At 62.2% G+C, this 17,997-nt stretch carries 21 protein-coding genes and 1 pseudogene; 7 read left to right on the top strand and 15 right to left on the bottom strand.

Annotated features, from left to right (window positions below):
• Window positions 1-65 precede the first annotated feature (65 nt).
• The 3 genes from D0N36_RS17635 to D0N36_RS17625 all read right to left on the bottom strand — a co-directional run bounded on the left by D0N36_RS17635 (window position 66) and on the right by D0N36_RS17625 (window position 2,351).
• A complete protein-coding gene (locus tag D0N36_RS17635; RefSeq protein ID WP_116943144.1) occupies window positions 66-1,127 on the bottom strand; it encodes an LLM class flavin-dependent oxidoreductase in 1,062 nt (353 codons plus the stop codon).
• Window positions 1,128-1,221: 94 nt separating this feature from the next.
• Window positions 1,222-1,575: a nuclear transport factor 2 family protein gene (locus D0N36_RS17630; RefSeq protein WP_116943143.1), complete on the bottom strand. Its 354-nt coding sequence runs from the start codon at window positions 1,573-1,575 to the stop codon at window positions 1,222-1,224.
• Between the two features lie 191 nt (window positions 1,576-1,766).
• Window positions 1,767-2,351 carry a Crp/Fnr family transcriptional regulator gene (locus D0N36_RS17625; protein WP_116943142.1) on the bottom strand — a complete coding sequence of 195 codons (585 nt, stop codon included), beginning with the start codon at window positions 2,349-2,351 and terminating at the stop codon, window positions 1,767-1,769.
• A 472-nt stretch (window positions 2,352-2,823) separates the two neighbouring features.
• Here D0N36_RS17625 and D0N36_RS17620 point away from each other — a divergent pair, with 472 nt between their 5' ends.
• From D0N36_RS17620 to D0N36_RS17610, 3 genes are all read left to right on the top strand, one after another.
• Complete coding sequence (locus D0N36_RS17620) at window positions 2,824-3,336, top strand: Crp/Fnr family transcriptional regulator (RefSeq protein ID WP_147320967.1); 513 nt, start codon at window positions 2,824-2,826, stop codon at window positions 3,334-3,336.
• 177 nt (window positions 3,337-3,513) lie between these two features.
• Entirely contained in the window at window positions 3,514-3,735 is a 222-nt protein-coding gene (locus tag D0N36_RS17615; RefSeq protein WP_116943140.1) for a hypothetical protein, read from the top strand.
• A gap of 37 nt (window positions 3,736-3,772) precedes the next feature.
• Window positions 3,773-4,456, top strand: coding sequence for an MBL fold metallo-hydrolase (locus D0N36_RS17610; protein ID WP_116943139.1), 684 nt, complete (start codon window positions 3,773-3,775; stop codon window positions 4,454-4,456).
• A gap of 222 nt (window positions 4,457-4,678) precedes the next feature.
• Here the strand turns inward: D0N36_RS17610 and D0N36_RS17605 are convergent, their stop codons facing one another.
• From D0N36_RS17605 to D0N36_RS17580, 6 genes are all read right to left on the bottom strand, one after another.
• Window positions 4,679-5,665, bottom strand: coding sequence for an amidohydrolase family protein (locus tag D0N36_RS17605; protein WP_116943138.1), 987 nt, complete (start codon window positions 5,663-5,665; stop codon window positions 4,679-4,681).
• Window positions 5,662-5,955: an acyl carrier protein gene (locus D0N36_RS17600; RefSeq protein ID WP_116943137.1), complete on the bottom strand. Its 294-nt coding sequence runs from the start codon at window positions 5,953-5,955 to the stop codon at window positions 5,662-5,664. The genes D0N36_RS17605 and D0N36_RS17600 overlap by 4 nt, the downstream gene beginning before the upstream one ends.
• A 221-nt stretch (window positions 5,956-6,176) precedes the next feature.
• Window positions 6,177-7,871, bottom strand: coding sequence for an FAD-dependent monooxygenase (locus D0N36_RS17595; protein ID WP_116943158.1), 1,695 nt, complete (start codon window positions 7,869-7,871; stop codon window positions 6,177-6,179).
• A gap of 88 nt (window positions 7,872-7,959) precedes the next feature.
• Window positions 7,960-8,163: an SDR family oxidoreductase gene (locus tag D0N36_RS17590; protein WP_116943136.1), complete on the bottom strand. Its 204-nt coding sequence runs from the start codon at window positions 8,161-8,163 to the stop codon at window positions 7,960-7,962.
• A 56-nt stretch (window positions 8,164-8,219) separates the two neighbouring features.
• Window positions 8,220-8,981 carry an SDR family oxidoreductase gene (locus D0N36_RS17585; protein ID WP_116943135.1) on the bottom strand — a complete coding sequence of 254 codons (762 nt, stop codon included), beginning with the start codon at window positions 8,979-8,981 and terminating at the stop codon, window positions 8,220-8,222.
• 426 nt (window positions 8,982-9,407) lie between these two features.
• Entirely contained in the window at window positions 9,408-10,025 is a 618-nt protein-coding gene (locus D0N36_RS17580; protein WP_116943133.1) for a TetR/AcrR family transcriptional regulator, read from the bottom strand.
• Between the two features lie 490 nt (window positions 10,026-10,515).
• Between D0N36_RS17580 and D0N36_RS17575 the strand changes: the two genes are divergently transcribed.
• From D0N36_RS17575 to D0N36_RS17565, 3 genes are all read left to right on the top strand, one after another.
• The gene (locus tag D0N36_RS17575; protein ID WP_147320966.1) at window positions 10,516-10,857 is read left to right on the top strand and encodes a hypothetical protein; all 342 of its coding nucleotides are present in this window, start codon (window positions 10,516-10,518) and stop codon (window positions 10,855-10,857) included.
• 74 nt (window positions 10,858-10,931) lie between these two features.
• Window positions 10,932-11,339 carry a hypothetical protein gene (locus tag D0N36_RS17570; protein WP_116943131.1) on the top strand — a complete coding sequence of 136 codons (408 nt, stop codon included), beginning with the start codon at window positions 10,932-10,934 and terminating at the stop codon, window positions 11,337-11,339.
• A gap of 1 nt (window position 11,340) precedes the next feature.
• Window positions 11,341-11,550 (top strand): T9SS type A sorting domain-containing protein, encoded by a 210-nt coding sequence (locus tag D0N36_RS17565; protein WP_116943130.1) that lies wholly within the window; start codon window positions 11,341-11,343, stop codon window positions 11,548-11,550.
• A gap of 181 nt (window positions 11,551-11,731) precedes the next feature.
• On the opposite strand, the gene D0N36_RS17560 is transcribed toward D0N36_RS17565, so the two are convergent.
• The 5 genes from D0N36_RS17560 to D0N36_RS17540 form a co-directional block, all read right to left on the bottom strand.
• Window positions 11,732-12,895 (bottom strand): ATP-binding protein, encoded by a 1,164-nt coding sequence (locus D0N36_RS17560; RefSeq protein WP_116943129.1) that lies wholly within the window; start codon window positions 12,893-12,895, stop codon window positions 11,732-11,734.
• A 253-nt stretch (window positions 12,896-13,148) separates the two neighbouring features.
• Complete coding sequence (locus tag D0N36_RS17555; protein WP_147320965.1) at window positions 13,149-13,832, bottom strand: IPT/TIG domain-containing protein; 684 nt, start codon at window positions 13,830-13,832, stop codon at window positions 13,149-13,151.
• Entirely contained in the window at window positions 13,765-15,396 is a 1,632-nt protein-coding gene (locus D0N36_RS17550) for a hypothetical protein (RefSeq protein ID WP_116943127.1), read from the bottom strand. Before D0N36_RS17550 ends, D0N36_RS17555 begins: the two co-directional genes overlap by 68 nt.
• Window positions 15,397-15,654: 258 nt before the next feature.
• Window positions 15,655-15,876 (bottom strand): hypothetical protein, encoded by a 222-nt coding sequence (locus D0N36_RS17545; RefSeq protein ID WP_116943126.1) that lies wholly within the window; start codon window positions 15,874-15,876, stop codon window positions 15,655-15,657.
• A gap of 6 nt (window positions 15,877-15,882) precedes the next feature.
• Window positions 15,883-16,683, bottom strand: a complete 801-nt coding sequence (locus tag D0N36_RS17540) for a replication initiation protein (protein ID WP_190242746.1) — start codon at window positions 16,681-16,683, stop codon at window positions 15,883-15,885.
• 796 nt (window positions 16,684-17,479) lie between these two features.
• Between D0N36_RS17540 and D0N36_RS17535 the strand changes: the two genes are divergently transcribed.
• A complete protein-coding gene (locus D0N36_RS17535; protein WP_116943124.1) occupies window positions 17,480-17,869 on the top strand; it encodes a DMT family transporter in 390 nt (129 codons plus the stop codon).
• On the opposite strand, the pseudogene D0N36_RS19815 reads toward D0N36_RS17535, so the two are convergent.
• Window positions 17,866-17,997: pseudogene (locus D0N36_RS19815) on the bottom strand (IS481 family transposase); the annotation flags it as partial. The gene D0N36_RS17535 and the pseudogene D0N36_RS19815 sit on opposite strands and share 4 nt — an antisense overlap.

Genomic DNA, 17,997 nt, shown 5'->3' with positions numbered 1-17,997 from the left:
CCGGCGTGGGGGTAAGCCTGCAGTCAGCGGCACTCGTTTTGCAGTCAATCAGTGAAAAAACCAAGCTATAGCCCCGCTACGACGGACCGCTTCGTCGGAACCGCCGCCCGCAGCTGCGGGGCTACGCGCTTACCAATCAGCTCGATGGCGTGCAGCAACTGGTCCGAGGTGAGGCCCCCTGTGTCCATTTGGAACGTTACCCGGTCGATGCCGCCCAGCGCGTCGGCGTGCCGCAGAATCTTGGCTGCCACCGTTTCCGGGCTGCCTACTAAGAAAGCGCCGTGAGGGCCCAGCTGCGCATTGAACTGCGGGCGCGTGACCGGCCCAAAGCCCCGCTCGCGCCCAATCTTGGTGAAGGCCGCGGCGTAGCCGGGGTAGTACTCCTCGGCGGCCTGTTCGAACGTTTCCGCCACGTAGCCCAACGAGTGCAGCCCTACCCGCAAGGTTTCCGGGGCGTGGCCGGCCCGGCGGCCCGCTTCGCGGTACAGGTCCACTAAGGGGCGGAAGCGGTGGGTTTCGCCCCCGATGATGGCCACCATCAGCGGCAGGCCTAGCGTGCCGGCCCGCACGAAGGAAGCCGGCGTCCCGCCCACCCCCAACCACACGGGTAGCCGCGCCTGTACCGGCCGCGGGTAGATGCCCTGCCCGGTGAGCGCCGGCCGGAACTGGCCCGCCCAGTGCACGTGCTCGTGGTCCCGGATGGTGAGCAGCAGGTCCAGCTTTTCGGCAAACAGGGCGTCGTAGTCGGCGCGGGCGTAGCCAAAGAGCGGAAATGCTTCGCCAAACGAGCCCCGGCCCACCACCATTTCGGCCCGGCCGTTGGAAATCAGGTCCAGGGTGGCAAACTCCTGAAACACGCGCACCGGGTCGGCGGCCGAGAGCACCGTCACGGCGCTGGTCAGGCGGATGGTGCGGGTACGGGCCGCGGCGGCGGCCAGCAGCACGGCCGGGGCCGAATCCAGAAACTCGGGCCGGTGGTGCTCGCCGATGCCGAATACATCGAGGCCCACTTCGTCGGCCCGTACCACCCGGTCGAGCAGTTGCTGCACGGCCTCGGCCGGGCTCAGGGCCGGGCCGTGGGTGTAATCGGCCGAGGCGGCCGCAAAAGAGTCAATGCCGATTTGCATCACAATGATAGTAGGAAGGGAAAAGTGAAATGGATGGCCACGTGGCCCTAACGGCAGCCTGGCGTCCACAACGGACCAGGCTGCCGCCGCCGGCCTAACGGCTGTAGTAGAACTTCTCGTTCACAATCTGGCCGTCGCGCCAGCGCTGCACGGCCACTTGGTCGTAGGTGCGCGTGCCCCACTGGGCGTGGTCGTAGTCGAAGTGCCACTGCACCACGGCGATGTCGTCGTTGATAAGCACGTGCTTGACCTGCGCGCCCCGGAAGGCGGTCATGCCACCCACGAAGGCTTCCTCATTGGCCCGGCAAGCCGCTTTGCCCACCGCGGGCTCATTCTCGTTTTCCTGCATCACCACGTCATCGGCGTAAAACTTGTCGAAAGCGCCGAGGATGTTGCCGTTCAGGATGTGCCCGTTTAATTCGTTTACTGATTCTGCTACCGTTTGCATGAGGATTGGGTTGGGGGATGAAGCATTGACTGACAGCCAGCCAACGATACAAAGGTCCCCCGTGCCCCGCGCCGTTTCCTTGATGTAGGATAAGACTTTCGACCCGAAACGCCCCGACGCAAAAAAACCGGCCGCTGGCCTTCCCTAAGGAAACCACCGGCCGGCCGATGCCCCTGCCAGGGGCTAATGCACTACCCCTGCTTTTCGTAGAGCCCCTTTTTAAGCCGGCTCAGTGATTCGGGCGTGATGCCCAGAAACGAGGCAATCTGGTGCTGGGCCACGCGCAACTCGACGGTGGGGTACTGGCGCATCAACTCCTGGTACCGGTCGCGGGCGGGCCAGCTTTTGGCGCACATCAGGCGCTTTTGCGCCCGGGCGTAGCTCTCCTGGCTCAGCAGCCGGAAGAACCGCTCGAAGGCCGGCACGCGCTGGTAGAGTATTTCGAGGTTCGGGCTGCTAAGCAGCAGCACCTCGCTGTCTTCCAAGGCTTCAATCGTAAACGGGCTGGGCTCCCCGCCGGGTCCGCGGGTGGGGTCGTCGAGCCAGTTATTTTCGGGCACTAGGTCCAGCACGTGCTCGGTGCCGCGCTCGTCGGTGCTGAACGAGCGCAGCAGTCCATGGCTGACGAAGGCCACGAAGTCGCAAGCGTCGCCCGCGTCGAGCAGGTGCTGCCGGCGGCGCAATGGCCGGGGCGTAAGCAGGGCCGTGAACACGGCCGCGTCGTCCGGGGTCAAGGCAATTTGCTGCTGCACGTGTTGCAGGATGATGTCAAACATGGTGGCTATGGTAAGAATGTGAGCAAGTGGCGGGCCGAGTCGGTCGGTCCGCCAAGCTAGCCGGCAGCTCCAATGCCGAATGCTGCGTCAAGTACGAACCTCTGCGGGGCGTGTAGCGACCCGTTCAAGCCCAGCGCCCAATGCCAATCGACTACCCACAAACCAGCGCCAACCGCACCGTGTTTAGGACGGCGCGCAACAGCTGTAGCTTATGTGTCGCTTTTACCAGGTCGTGCATTCCATTGCGGGCGCTAAGCCCAGCGTGTCAACGGCGATATGCGCCGTGCTGCCCTTCCGCCGCTTCCCATCGTTGGCTTTGGTTAAAAGTTCGGTCCAAAAATCGCATTTGCCTTTTATGATACTTTGCCTTTGGCTTCTACTCGGTAGGCAGTCACCTGCGTAAGCCGAGCGACCGATACCGGTCCAACCGGCAGCCCGCGCTTCTTTGCCGCATTTTTTTCTGGCCAGCTTCATGAATCTATTTGCTGACGTGGCGCTGCCCACCCTGGATGTGAAGGCCCGAACCGTGCTATTGGCGGAAGGCCAGGTGGCTTCGCACCTCTACGTCGTGCGCCAAGGCTGCGTGCGCATCTGGCTCAATCATCGGGGCAAAGACTTGACCGCGCAGTTTTTCGTGGAGGGCGAAGCCGTGGCTTCGCTGGAAAGCTTTCTGACTGGGGAACCCAGCGAGTTCACCATCGAAACCGTCGAAGCGTGTACGCTCGACGTGTTGTCGAAAGCGGAGTTTGACCGGCTCATGGCCGAACGGCCCGACTTTCGGGAGTGGTTTCAGCAGCTCACCACCCGCCGGCTCATCGGCTACGTGCATCACCTACTGGCCTACATCCGTGACACCCCGCAGGAGCGCTACGAGGACCTGGTAAAAAATCGCCCGCAGTTGCTGCAACGGGTGCCGCAGCACTATATCGCCTCCTACCTGGGCATCACGGGCGTGTCGCTCAGCCGCATCCGCAACCGCAAATAAGCGGTTGGCCAGGCGGCGTTTTTAACAATTGTTATCGTCGGAGCGATAGGCAACCTCCCACCTTTGCGGGATGCTTGTTCCATTACGTGCCCGCCTGCTCCCGTCCGTATCCGGTACCGCTGCGGAAAACAGCCTGGTAGCGGAGGCTGCTGGCTATCCTGTGGCCGACGTTCCCATATGCTAGAGGCCCTGCTGGTGTTAACGGCCCCGTTGCTGTTCCTGCCCACCATGACCGGCTACTACGCCTACAGCCATGGGCGCTCCTTCTGGCGCTGGTTTCTGGTTGGCTGCGGCCTGCCATTCTTTTCTCTCCTGGTGGTGGCGGCCGTGGTGCACCAGGACCAGCGCCGCCAAAGTCGGCTGCCCCGGCCGGCATCGAAAGAAGACCCGCAAGGCTAGTCTACTGGCCCCTCATGCTTTCCTACTCCTTCCCTACATGAAAAAAATTACCAACCGCCTGTACCAAATCAACCTGGGGGCCGTCAACGCCTTCGTTATTGAAGACGACGGCCTGACGCTGGTCGATACCGGCCTGCCGGGCAGCACCGCCAAAATCTTCGCCGCCCTGCGCAAGGAAGGAAAGAACCCGGCCGACATCAAGCGCATCATTCTCACGCACCTGCACACCGACCATACGGGCAACGCCGCCGACATTAAGCGGCAGACCAACGCCCGCGTGTATGCCCACCGCGCCGATGCCCTGCTGCTGGAAAAAGGCGTAAGCGGCCGGCCCATGACCCTCACGCCGGGTGTTACGAATCGGTTTATCTACCAAATGTTTATCAAAAGCGCGGGCAACGTTGTGCCGGCCGTAGCCGTGGAAGAAAAGCTGAGCGACGGCGACGTAATTCCCTTGCTGGGCGGCATTCGGGTCGTGCACACGCCCGGCCATAGCGCCGGCCACGTGGCGCTACTGCTCCAGAGCGAGGGCGTGCTGATTGCCGCCGACCTGTGCGCGCACGTGCTGGGCCTGGCATACAGCACCCTCTACGAAGACCGGGCGCTGGGCCAGCAAAGCATACTGAAAGCGGCTGCCTTATCGTTCGACACGGCCGTGTTTGGGCATGGCGGGCCGCTGCACGGGCAAGCCAACCAGCAGCTAAAGGCGAAATTCGCATAGCTACCCCGAGGCCGCTGCTACGCGACGCACGGAGCAGCTACTACAACCTTGGCGGGGTTTTGCCTTCTTACGACGTGTTGAATCGGAAGCAACGGAACGCTACTCAGCGGCAGCCCTCTCCAAACGCTACTTCTAGACCAAACCTTTAGCCGAGGCCCACATTGCTGGAAGGGAAAAGATGGAGGACGGGGGTAGCTCACCCCAGGCGGGCGCCGGGCGCCGTCAGGTCAGCTTCAGCAGCTTTTCGGCGTTGAGATGGGCAATTTTGGCTTTGTCATCGAAGCTGAGCGGGGCTTGCTCCAGGAAGTGGCGGGCGGTACCATCGGGCTGGTACTGAAACGGATAATCGGTGGAGTACAGCACCCGGTCGACGCCCATCACCTCAATGGCCCGTTGGAGGTAGGTGGTATTGTAAATGCCGCTGGGCGTTACGTAAAACTGCTGACGGAAGTACTCGGCCACCGATTTTTTCAGGCCCGGCAGCAGCGGCGTCATCACGTCGGCCCGCTCCAGAAAAAAGGGCACCATCTCGCCCCAGTGGCCCAAAATAACTTGCAGGCCAGGGTGGGCGTCGAAGGTGCCGGCCAGAATCAGGCGCAGCGCGCCAATGCCCGCGTCGAGGTGCCAGCCCCAGCCGCCCAAGGCGAAAGCGTTGCTGAGCGCGTCCCCGAAGCCGTCGTAGTACACGGCCCGTACGGCGCGCGGCGGCACCTGCGGGTGCAGGTAGAGTGGCACGCCCAGCTGCTCGGCCATCGCCAGCAGGGGCCGGAAGTCGGGGTGGTCGAGGTACTTGTCGCCGGTGCGCCCGTGCAGCATGGCCCCGCGCAGCCCCAGCTCCTGCACCGCCCGTTGCAGCTCCACCACGGCAGCGGCCGGGTCGGGCGTGGGCAGGGTGGCGAAGCCGGCAAACCGGTCGGGGTGGGCCCGGATGGTGGCGGCCAGCCGGTCGTTGGCCTGGCGGGCCAGGGGCACAGCTTCGGCGGGGGGCAGGGCCTGCGTGCCGGGGGTTGTCACGGAGAGGACCATCATGTCCAGCCCAATCAGGTCCATCTGCCGCAGCCGGTCTTCGCCCAGGTCCCGCAGCCGGTCCAGCAGCTGCGGGGTCTTGAACAGGTCCATTGCGTCGTCGTGCTGCGCGGGCGGCAAGCGGTCAAGGGCGGCCACTATTTCGGGCGTCCAAAAGTGTTCTTCCAGGCCAATGAGTTTCATGCGGATTGCCGATGGCTAAGGGGTAAGGTAGCGGGCCAGGCCGCGGCGGGCAGGTAGCGCCCCACGCAGGCCAGCACATCGGCCAGGGTGTCCCATTGCCCGATTTCCGTATCACGAATCTCTATTCGCAGGCCGTATTCCAGGCGAATGCCCAGTTGCACGCGTTCCACCGAATCCAGGCCCAGGTCATGGGTCAAGTGGGTCGCGGGCGTCAGCACCGGCTGGCGCAAGTGCCATACCTGCTTGCGCACCAGCGCAAATACTTGTTCTTGTAGTTCGTCGGTCTTCATGGCTCGTTTGAAGGAAAAGAACGTCCTATTGCGGCTACAGGCTTATCGACTCCGCTGCGTCACAGGTAACGGGGTTGTAGCGCTCCGCTGGCTCGGCCGCGACCTTCATTACGTGAATCGGTGCCATGACCCAAGGGGATTAAACAGTGAAAAAAGTAGGCGGGGGGCTTTCCTCGCCGGGTAGCGGGCGGAAAAAGCCCCCTGATTGATTGGTGGTGCACTCAGCTGCCGGCCGGGCCAAACACCTTCTCGCAGTAGCGCTGCAGCAGCTCCGGGCTACCGGCGGGGCCGCGGAAGGCAATGTGGCCATCGGGCCGCACGAGCACCAGGGCCGGCAGCCCTTCGAGCCCGAAGGCCGAGTGGGCGTGGCCGTCGCGGTCGGCCAGGCGGGTGAGCGGACTTTCCCTGGCGGCGGGCGTGAGCGGGGCAGCCAGCACCAGGCGCGGGCGCACCCAGTCCCAGCCCGTGACCTGGTCCAGCGCCGCCAGCAGCGCCGGCGTGGCCTCGGCCTGGCGGCCGTCGAAGGCCAGCAGGCTCCAGCCGTAGCTCTGGCCATCGGGGTTGTAGAGGCTCGCAAACAGGGTCATCGTCTTGCCCTGCGGGTCGGTCACTTTCGCGTCGGGGGCGCGGTCGCCGGCGGTGGGCACGCCGGGGTGCAGCACCTGGCGCAGGCGCAGGTGGTCCTCGCTCAGGGGGCTGTCGGGGTAGCTGACGGAGAGCTGCTGCAAGTCGTCGCTGCCAAACAGCTGCGAGCCGATGTTGGGCACGGCCTGGCCCACGGCACTGAGCAGGGCATCTTCTACCCGGTTGCGGTACATCAGGCGCTCGAAGCCTTTGGCCTGCTGCTCGTCCAAATCCGCATGGTTGCCCTGGCGTTCGGGCGAGTAGCTGTCGAGTACCAGGGGGCTGGCGTGGCCGCGCAGCGTCAGGGCCAGGCGCCAGGCCAGGCCCACCGCGTCGTGGAAGCCCGCGTTCATGCCCTGCCCGCCGATGGGCAGCGTGAAGTGCCCCGCGTCGCCGACCAGATACACCCGGCCCTGGGAATAGGCGGCCGACACGGCGTGCTGAAAGCGGCCGTGGCTCAGCCAGATGGGGTCGGTCAGCGTCAGCGTGTCGTCGCCGGTGACTTCGCGCGCCCGTTGTTGAATCTCGGCCAGCGTCGGGTCGCGGTCGGGCACCAGCTGCTCGTCTTCCAAAAAGAACAGCCGGTGGTAGCCGCCCCACACGGGCATCACCCCGGCAAAGCCGTTGTGGTAGGTGAAAAACCAGAGCTGGTCGGGGTCGGTCGAGCGCTGCCAGCTCAGCTTGGCATCGGCCTGATGGTTGGCGCGGCCCTCGAACTTCTTGGTCTTGAAATCCAGGCCCAGCGATTTGCGGACGGTGCCTTCGTTGCCGTCGGCGCCCACCAGGTAGCGGCAGCGGATGCGCTCAAACTCGCCGCTCGGCGCGTCTTGCTGGTCCGTGGCGGTGACCAGCACCGTCACGCCCGCGTCGTCGGGAGTCAGAGTCACGGCCTTGCGCCCACGTTCCACTTGCACGCCGCGCTTTTCCAACTCGTTGGTGAGCGTGTTTTCAATCACGTCCTGGCCCGTGTAGAGCGCCTGGGGGTAGGGGCTTTCGACGTTGTCACTCTTGATTTCATCGAGCGGCTTGTCGTCGATAAAGACATTGATGCGGCCCACCAGGTAGGAATTTTCGGCCAGCGGCTCGCGCAGGCCGATGCCGTGGAGCAGCTCCTGGGTGCGGGCCCAGACGTTGTTGGCCTTGGAGTACTTGCTGGGCTCCGGTTTCTCTTCCAGAATTCGGCAGCTTACGCCGTGGTGGCGCAGGGCGTTGGCGGTGGTCAGGCCGATGGGCCCGGCCCCGATGATGAGCACGTCGGTATCAAAAGGGGGTTGGTCGTTGGGGGTAGGCATAAAGGGCTGTTTTTTAATAGGTGGTACGGCTAGCATGTTGAAACCAGCGCATCATTCCTTGGCCGCGCCGAGGGAGGACCGGCGGCGACTACGAGAGCCGACTGAGCCGGCCCCCGTCCACGCGCAGCTCCATGCCCCGCACGAAAGCGGATTGGTCGGAAGCCAGGTAGGCCACGGCGTCGGCCACATCTTCGGGCCGGCCCACATTGGCTTGGTCAATCTTTTCGGCCCCTGACTGCACGTTGGGATTGTCCCAGAGCATGGGCGTGTCGATGGCCCCCGGCAGCGTCATAGAGGCCGAGCGGTTTCACACGGCCATTGGGGGCGCGGGGGCGGGCGAGTTGCGCTTTACATGAGGCCGCCGGTGGCGCGCACGTTCTGGCCGGTCATCCAGCGGCCAGCGGGGCTCACCAGGAAACCCACCACCTCAGCAATGTCCTCGGGCTGGCCCAGGCGCCCCAGCGGGGTGTTGTAAATGAGCTGCTGCCGCAGCGCCTCGGGCAGCACCAGGCTTTCGGTTTCCGTGACGCCCACCAGCACGTTGTTGACCGTTATCTGCCGGCTGCCCAGCTCCTTGGCCAGTACCAGCCCAAACTGCTCGGCGGCCGCCTTGCTGCCCGCATACACGGCCCCGCCGGGGAAGGGCACGGCCGTCTGGCCCGAGGAGATGTTGACAATGCGGCCGCCGTCGCGTACGCGGCGGGCCGCTTCCTGCAGGGCCAGAAAGGTGCCTTTGGTATCGAGGTCGAATACGTGGTTGAAGTCAGCCGCCGTCACGTCCACCAGCGGCTTGCTCAAGTAGGCCCCGGCGTTGTTGACCACGATGTCGAGCCCCCCGAAAAAGTCTTCGGTTTGCTGAAACAGCCGGGCCACCTCGGCGGGCTGGCTGATGTCGGCCTGGATGGCAGTGGCCCGTCCGCCGGCGGCTTCCAGGGCGGCCACCACCTCCTGCGCCCGGTCGGGGCTGGTGGCGTAGTTGACCACCACGCTGGCCCCGGCCCGGCCCAGGCGCAATGCGATGGCGCGGCCAATGCCGCGAGAAGCCCCCGTGACGAGGGCTACTTTGCCGGCCAGTTCGCCGGTAGCTGCGGAAGATGAAAGCGTAGTCATGAAGAGAGGGGTTTGAGTGGAATAAGTAGTTTAACAGGAAGAATCAAGCCGCCGTCAATCCTTACGCCCTGCCCTTCGGCGGCGAAAAGCCGGCTGGGGGAACGGGCGCTTAGCGGCGGGCGCCGGAGCCTACAGGTGGCCCGCAAACGGCTGTTGGCGCAAAACAGGGGGTATGGCCTGTAGGCGTCCGCTCCCCGGCGATGACGCGCCAGAACGTGCGGAAGGCGGCGATTTCTTCGTCGAAGAAATCGGGTTGGAAAGCCAGTGCCCAGTACAGGGCCAGCTCTTGCCGCTCGAAATAGCCCCGCACAGGTGTTTAAAATGGATGTTAAACAAAATTGTTAACACGTGACCATGCTGATAATCGCATTATGTTGGTATAACCGAGATTTTATCAATTTTGATAAATAAAATTGATAAAAAAGATTATCTCTCTTGACACCCGCAGAAAATCAGTTGGAAAATTTGCTGTTTCAATTCATGTATACACTGCCGGTAGGTAGTCTCATCCTGGTTGAATATCATTTTCACAATGGGCTTCGCCATCATGGGATAGGTGGTCAGGGACATTAGATTAATGATAAAGTGCTCGATAGTAGCGGCTGGCAGCGTGCCCTTCTGCACTTCCGCTTGCACCTCGTCGCTGAACGGCCCTAGCAGGGCTTGCCGCAGGTGGTCCGGAAAACGGGGGGTCAAGGCCCCGCCCCGGTTCAGCTCCGCAATCACGAAGCTCTCCAAGTAGGGGTAAGTAGCGGTCTGGTCGATGGTCGTATCGATGTACTGCCGAATCTTTTCGCGAAAGTCCATTTTGGCCGTAAAGAGCAGGTGCAGCTTGGCAAACAGGCTGTTCATTGCTTCCTGCAATACTTGCTGAAATAATTGGTCGCGGCTGCGGAAGTAGTAATTGATGAGCGCGCGGTTCACCCCGGCTTGGTCGGCGATTTCCTGGGTGGTGGCGTGCAGGTTGCCTTCGGCAAAGAAAATGTTCTTCGCCGTGTGCTTGATATGCTCCTCCGTCTGGACGTCCCTTACTTTACCAGCCATTATGAAAACGATTTTAACAAAAATGTTAACGCTGAGGCAAGGGAAAAGTTTTTTCTTTTTTGTGGCGCTGCCTGAGGTTGCGTTATTAACTGGACCAAGAATTACGGTAAGATTTTGTCGACCAACTGTGCCAGCGGCAAGGTCGATTTCTCGTTAAGTTGAAGTAGGGATTCTCGTTACAACAGGGCGAAAAATTGCGGTAATCTCCAAAGTATTGTCTGTCAGCGCGCTTTAACAACGTCTCAATAAACGCTCCATTCACCAAACGCAGCGTTTATCTAGGCCACCGCTTTGTTAGACTCCTGAAACCGGTTGATGACGACTGTAGTGCACCGTCCCATACGCCTATTTTCGCCCTACCATGGTTCCTGATCCGCCCGGAACGCCGCGAGGCTCCCTGCCCACGCTTCCTTTTTTTTCCGTGTCCTACCAGGCCCGCCCGCCCCTGCTCCGCGCGAGCGTCACCCGGGCCCTGACGTTTGCGGAGGCGATGGAAACCCTCGAAGTGCTGCTGGTCCACGCCACCCACCACCGCTCCCCGTACTGGGTGGTTGACCGCCGCAGCGGACCCAACGAAGAGCCCGCCGAATTACACAGCTGGATGCAGGAAGACTACTTTCCCCGGGTGCGGGCCGTGCTCGGGCAACCCCCGCAGGTGGCCTTTTTGGTGACGCCCGCTGAATTGGCCCGGTTGCAAGAGCACCGGGCCACCGCTCCGCAGGACTGGCACACGCCCGCCGTGCACTTCGGCTGGTTTACCCAGCTCCCCGCAGCCGCGGCGTGGCTGCAGGTCCAGCGCATGCCGAGGCCACCGAATAGCTCCTTTTGCTAATCGGACCGTTTTCTTGAACGCTGAGTAGATTGCCATGAGCTAAGCCGATTACTTCTTATGCTGATTCGTTGCTCATGCCCAAGAACTTTCCAGACCTGCACGTGGTAGCCGAAACCAACGAGTTGTTGCTCGGCCACACGTTTGAGGACGCTGTGCTCGTGCGCAAGCGCAACGGCGAATACCTGCTCGAAGACGATTTTTACGGGGACCCCTCTGGCGGCCTTATTGGCCCCGATAACGAGTGGGCCGTCGTGGTGGGCGAGCACCTCACTGTTTGGCATCACAATACCGGCGTCTCACGCATTGAGGACGAACACTTACGCGGAATACAGGCACTGCGCTTAGTTGGACAAACCCATGTGGAGTTTCTGGTGGACCCGTGGGGGCTCCGAGCGGCAATCTGGTGCCTGCGCCCATCTGACAGGACCTACGTCAAAGTCCGAGACTTTCTCGACTACCGGGACCGAGAATACACTGAATAAATTGAATGGTAACAGACTGCGCAGCCCCTTCCCGGCCGGACAGCCCTTCCGAATCGAGGTATACAACGACCGGGGCACGCGCATGCACGGCGAAACCACGCAGGCCGTGGAGACCCGCGTGAGCACCAGCGCCATGCCCACCGGCCTGTATCATGTGCGCCTGCGGCGCGGCAACAACACCGTCAACTATAACCTGAGCGTCCAGCACTAGCCTATTTGGCTTGCTCGGGGCCCTCTGACCAGTTGGCGTTTTGCGCCAACTGATCAGAGGGCCTATGTGCATTATAAGAATGGCCGTATTCTGAAATTCCCCGCCACAAATTCGGGTGAACCCCACCCCAGCCGACTAGCACTCCCTATCGTTGTTTTTCGTTCCTACTATTGTGCGACCCTTATAGCACCGCCGCTAAATCAGCCAGTCGCAGCAATGTTCCGTGGGCAGTGGGCCGCGTCGTGGTTCCCGCATACACGACGTAGGCCTGCTCGGCCGGCACGCCGCTTAAGCTGCGCCAATAGTCGAGCTGCCGGAAATAATCGCTACTTTGGGTCAGACCGGCTTTCACCTCCAGGGCCAGCAGGCCCGTGGGTCGTTCAAGCAGGAAGTCGACTTCGCGGCCAGTTTTATCCTGCCAAAAATACACTGGTGCTACTTGCCCCAGCGCGTCATAGTGTTTGAGAATCTCGGTAAGCACCAGGTTTTCGAATAACCCCCCGCGCAGGTAGTGCGAGGCCAGCTGAGCACCTTCGCCAATACCGAGCAGTGAGCAAGCCAAGCCCGTGTCGTAGAAATAGAGTTTAGGGGATTTAATCAGACGCTTGCTGAAATTGGCGTGGTGGGGGGGCAGTAAGTACAGCACATAGCTGGCTTCGAGTACCGATACCCACGCCTTAGCCGTGTTCACGGCTACGCCGCAGTCGGAGGCGAGCGAACTTAAATTAAGGGGCGAGCCTATACGGCCGGCACACAAGCGCAGAAACCGGGTAAAAGTGTTCAGGTCGCTGATATTGAGGATGGAGCGTACATCGCGCTCCAGGTAGGTCTGGATATAGCTGGGGTAAAAATCAGACGGGAAGAGCTGCGGCCGTAGCAAGCGCGGGTACCCCCCGCGCCAGATGATATCGTCTACATTGGCCGGCAGTTGGCTGGCGGATTGCCATTCGGCGCAACTAAAGGGCAGCAGCCGCAACACGGCCGTGCGCCCGGCCAGCGACTGGTTAATGGCGTCGAGCAAGAGAAAATTCTGTGACCCTGTCAGCACGTAGGGCGCAGCGGGTGGCGTCGGTTGGTCCACCACGCTTTGCAGGTAGGAAAACAGGTTGGGTACCCGCTGTACTTCGTCTAACACTGCACCCTGCGGGTAAGTGGCCAGAAACCGCCGAGGGTCTTGCTGCGCAAGTTGCCGGACGTCCGGGTCTTCGAGCGATACATAAGGCAGGGCGGGAAAGACGGCCCTTACCAGCGTTGATTTGCCCGACTGGCGGGGACCAGTGAGGGTGATGACGGGAAAGGCCTGCGCTAATTGCAGCAGTTTAGGAGTGAGTTGACGGGGAATCATAGCTAAATATACGCGTGCTAGCCGGACAAATTTGCAATAGCATTGCAAATTTGTCCGGCTAGCACGCGCAAGCAGCTAGCTGTTGCTTTCTTCTGGGTCGCATACATTCCTGAAATTCCGCCCGCTAAGCGAACTACTGCCTGATCCAACCAGGGATATCTCGAATGGGGTAGGTGCCCTAGTGACTCTGCAGGCTGGCGCACCAGCTCAGTAGCCATTTTATGGTTGCACACTCATACTGGTTGAGCTACGATCAGGGGCGACGGATCCGCAGCTGGTGCGGGAGTTGCGTATGGCCCTGAGGAGTGCTCACTTCCAGCCTTACGCTCCCCGGCTTGGCCCCGGCAGGCACCTGCACGCGCAGCCGCTGGTCATATATCACTTGCAGTTCGGCGGTAATGCCACCCACCCGCACCTGAGAGACGCTTGCCAGCCCAGTGCCTTGCAGCATCACCCACGCGCCCACGGCCGCCCAGCGCGGGGAGGCCTGACGTAGCACTGTTTGCTGCCCCGACCCCTGCAGGGGCAGCTGCGTCACGTAGCCCGTGCGGAAAAGCCCGTGGGCAACCAGGGCCGTCGGGCCAGCTGCCGGCAACGAGTCGGCCTGCGAAGCATCCCTGCCCAGCGAGCCGCCCAGATACTGCTGGCCGGCGGCCCCTACTGCCCAGGCCAGGGGGCTGATATAATCGGCTGCCTTTACGTCCCGCGCCGTCAGCCAGTGCCCGGTGGCTCCCAACTGGGCGACAAACAGACGCCGCGCGTCCGGGGCCCGCAGCCGAGTGGCGACGGGCTCGGTGGCCAGAGCGAGGCTGTCTTGAAATATGCCGGCCAGATGCAACCGGCCAGCCAAATCGGCGGCAAGGGCTACTTCATGGGGGTAGCTCGTATCCACGCGCCGGGCCCAGCGCCACGTGCCCGCCGTATCGAGTAGGGCCACGAAACTGGTGCGTACGTCGGCCCCCATCAGCCTGGCTCAGCATCGACCAGCGGTCCGGGTGGAGCGACTTGGCCTGGCTAAGCCCCAGCGTCAGCGTGGTTGTAAACTCGTCCGACTCATCGGTGGCCGCCCCCGGGGCGTGAGCCAGCAGGACCGCGCAACCTACGCCGGTCGCCAGTACTGCCCGCGCGTAGGCGGCCCCGCTAAATGCCCCTTTAGGGCTGGCAGTCGGCGTAACGGCTGCCAGCCACCGTCCCATCGGGCTTAGCCAGGCGACGTAGGACTGTCCCCATTTGTCGCCGGCCGATAAGTGGGTCGAGGAAGGGAGGGTGGAAAATTCCGCCGATCCGGCAAACGTACCGGCCAGGCACAGCTGCCCCGCAGCATCCAGGTCCAGGTCGCTGAGGAAAATGCCCCGGCGCGCAAAGGTGCTGCCGGCACTGGTCGGGGCTGTTACCCAGCGCCACTGCCCGCCGGCCGTGAGCCGGCCCACAAACACGCTGCCTGAACGCTCCGGTACCCGCAACTGTAGCGGCCGGCCGGCCACGGCCGTAAATCGCACGGGCGTATCGTACTGACCGGCCACGAACAGGTCGCCGTCGGGGCCCACGCGCAGCGCCTCGCAGGTGGCCCGGCCGTTGCCTTGGGGTTGGGCGGTAGCCGTCCACTCCCACTTCCCCGTGGCAGTCAGGCGGGCCACAAACGGCCGCTCGGGCCCGGCTGGCCGCCCTGGCCCCAACCAGCCGTCTTCCGCAGGCTGCGGTGACCGGACGGGTGGGGACGGCAGCAGGGCCCCACCGAGGAATACATGCCCGGACGGGCTTACGGCTAGAGCCTGCACCCGGGGGGGGGGGGGCGCAGGGGGCCTGACAGTCCACTGCCAGGCCCCCTGCGGACTGATTTTGCCCGCCACCACTTCCCGGGCTAGGCCGGAAGCCCCGGTCGCGGCGGGCCCGCCGTTCACGTACGCCATGCCAGCCGCATCGCTCGTGACCTGGCTTGACTTGGCCGGCCCCACGCTTAGCGCCTGCGCCCAGAGCCAGTGGCCGGCCGTATCAAGGCGGGCCACGAAGTGCCGCGCTCCGGAAGGCGCCCCGCCTGGAGAAGGGGGCTCCAAGCCCAAGTAGGACCCGAAACGCACCTGCCCCTGGTAGGAGCCTGTGACGTAGAGGCCGCCAGCTGCATCGCTCGCCACACTCTCGGCGCGGTTGGTGGAGCCGTCGAAACCGGTCAGCACCTGCGCCCACCGCCACCGGCCGGCGGGGGAAAGCTGAGCCACAAAGCCCACTTTAGCCGCGCTGCCCTGCGGGGCCTGCAGCTGAAGTTCACCCAACCGCACCGCGCCGGTAAAAACCCCAGTAACGTATAGGTTCCCCGCCGCGTCCCGCGCCAAGGCGGTGCCTTCGATGCTGCCGCCCAGGTGCTGCGGATTGAGAAGCGTAACCCACGGCGCATCTGCCGCTCCGGCAGTAGGCTGTTGCTGCGCCTGCAGGGGCAGGCAAGCTGCCAGCACCAGCACAAACAGGGGCCAGCAAGCCCGAAGGAATTGAACAACGGCCATCATGGGCTACTTCAGTTTAATGGGCAGTAGCGGGGTTGCGGTTTTCATAAATCAGGGCACTTTCTGCCAATGGCGCCCAGCGTAGTGCGGAGCGTAGTAAGGAGCACGTTGCGGCCAGGCGGTTGATCGCCATAAGCCAGGGCCAGTCAATGCCGTGTGCCTCCTACTAGCGGCAGAAGAAAGCAATACCAGGCGGATAGCGCGACGGGTATTTCTCCAGCTTCGTCCGTTGCCTGGACGCCTGCGCTTTCGGGCATTAACTTACTTGAGCAGTGGATAGAGCCGGGGGAATTCCGTTTTGAGCAGGTTGATGGCCGCCCCTCCCAGATTATCGAAAGTCTTGTTGCCGGCCTCAAAGTCGCGCAGCAGTGGGTGGCTTACTTTCATGAGCCGGGCAATGAGCGCTTCATCATCGGCCACAAAATCGAGCACGTGCCGAATCTGCGCGTCGGTCATGCGCAGCTTCTGCAGGCGCGTGACCATGCGCTGCTACAGGGTGGATGCGTTGGCGGGCAGCTCCAAGCTCATCTGCGCCTGCGGCGTCCGTGCGCGGCCCTTACCGGCCACCTCCGCACCCTGCTCGGCCAGCTGACTCAGGGGGCAGGGAATGGTAAAGCGCACGGCGTGTACCTTTTTGCCGTCCTTAAGCGGCTCGTAAGTAACTACCCAGCCCAGCGCATAGAGCTCTCGCAAAGCCGGCTCGAGCACGTAGCGCTTGAAATCGTAGAACAGCGGATAGGTCACCTCATTGTCATCACCCAGCACCTGCCGGCGCAACACCTCGAACGGCACCTCCAACTGGCCCACGTCATCCCAGGATTTGAGCAGCCAGTACAGGCGGTGGGCGTGGGCCGAGCGCAGGGTGAGCAGCGTTTCCAGTTCCACGTGGGTGTACTGCTCGGCCAGCTGAAGCAGGAAGGGCTTGATCTCGGGAGCGAAGTTGCCGGTCAGAAACCCGGTGCCTTCATTCAGGTCCAGGTAGCTGATGATGGAGTAGGCCGTAAACCGCCGCCGGTTACCCGTCTGCGACTCGATGCTGACCACTTTTGACATCAGGCTTTTGCAGGCGTCGCGAATCGTTTCGTACACGCTACCGCCCTTTTTCTGAGTCATCACCCGGCTCAGGGGAATGGAGATGCCCGGTAGCTCCGTCTGCCCCTGATGAATGCAGCCCAGGGCGAGCGCAAATATGCGGGCCTCCACGTGAGTCAGCTTCAGCGGGGCTCTCACCAGGGCATTGGCCTGGTAAGCCCGGGGATATAGCGGGGCGGGCACGGTAGGGGAAGCCATAGCAGATACAGTGCCCCCAGTAAAAGGGCCGGGGGCCGCCCCAAGATAAGCGTTTCGCGTCATTCGCGAACGCGCCGATTCCGGCCGTGAATTGGCGGGCCCGGTGCCATTTTTCACGTAGATGGCCCCTGCTCCCACCTCTGGCTTGACGCTTGCCTGCAAACGGCGGCCGGCCTGGGGCCAAGACACGGGTGCCATTTTTCACGCAGACAGTGCCAGTGTTCACGCAGCAGAGTGCCATTTTTTACGTAGATAACGGCTTTAAAATGCTGTGATACAGTATGTTATGAGCCCCTGAATATAGAACAGTAAAAGAATAGCTTTAAGAAGACAGAAGAGATTCTGATTTTTTGAAAGTTAAAAAGGCTAATTCAGCTTTATAACCCGGCTTGTTTGACCAAAAAAGGGCTCTCAGGGGCAAATTAGGGGCATATAGGGCGCAGGCCGGATCGAGGGGAACCACATGGCGCTAAAGGAATTATCTCTTTGAGCGACTACGTGAGAAATGGCACTCCGCTTTTGCGGCCACTCCCCACACTGGAAGCTGCACAGCAAGTCGCCGATCTACGTGAGAAATGGCACCCCTCCCCCACTGGCTCCAACCACCTCAGTACCCTCAAGCAGCTTAAGCGCGGCCTTTGGCAGGTAGGGGCCGGGTCGAACTCTATGAGGCGGGCTAGGCAAGGCGGACAGAAGAGGGATGGATATGTCTGCTGGCCGCCATGACTAGCCCATCTCCGCTTATCGTGTACATTCGCCCTTTCGCAAAAAAAAACATCTCTAGCAGCAAGTCATTATGAAGCCCACAATTTTTGCTTGGCTATGCCTGCTGGGGGCCGCCATTGGGGAAATGGCCTGGACCTATTCGCTTAAGTACATCGATACGGCCGCCTTGCGAACCCTGCGCTGGTCGACCTTCTACCGGCTGGATGGGGGGCTGCCCGTGCTCATTCCCTGGGCCGTCTACTTGGTGTGCCTAGTCCTTATTTCAGTTCTGTTGGGCATTGCCATGCGCACTATCCCCACTGCCCTAGCCTTCTCGGTGTGGATGGCTTTGTCGCTTGTCTTTATCAAACTCGTCGATGTGCTGTGGCTTAAAGCCGACTGGTCCTATGCCGAGGTATTTTTCGGCGCAGTGATTGTTGCCGGTCTCATCGGCTTCAAGCTGGCCGGCCCCACGACCTAGATGTATAGTCCCAGCGTGAGGTGGGTCGGGTCCTGGGTAAAGTTAACGGGGTTTTTCTGCCACTCGGCACAGACAAATTCATGTGGCGTGAGGCCGCGCAAGGTCTTAAGCCGTTTGGCGTGGTTGTA

Source organism: Hymenobacter lapidiphilus, from assembly GCF_003417065.2.
Classification (GTDB): Bacteria; Bacteroidota; Bacteroidia; order Cytophagales; family Hymenobacteraceae; genus Hymenobacter.
The sequence above is the reverse complement of the archived record's forward strand: the minus strand, read 5'-3'. Positions and strand labels throughout refer to the sequence as shown.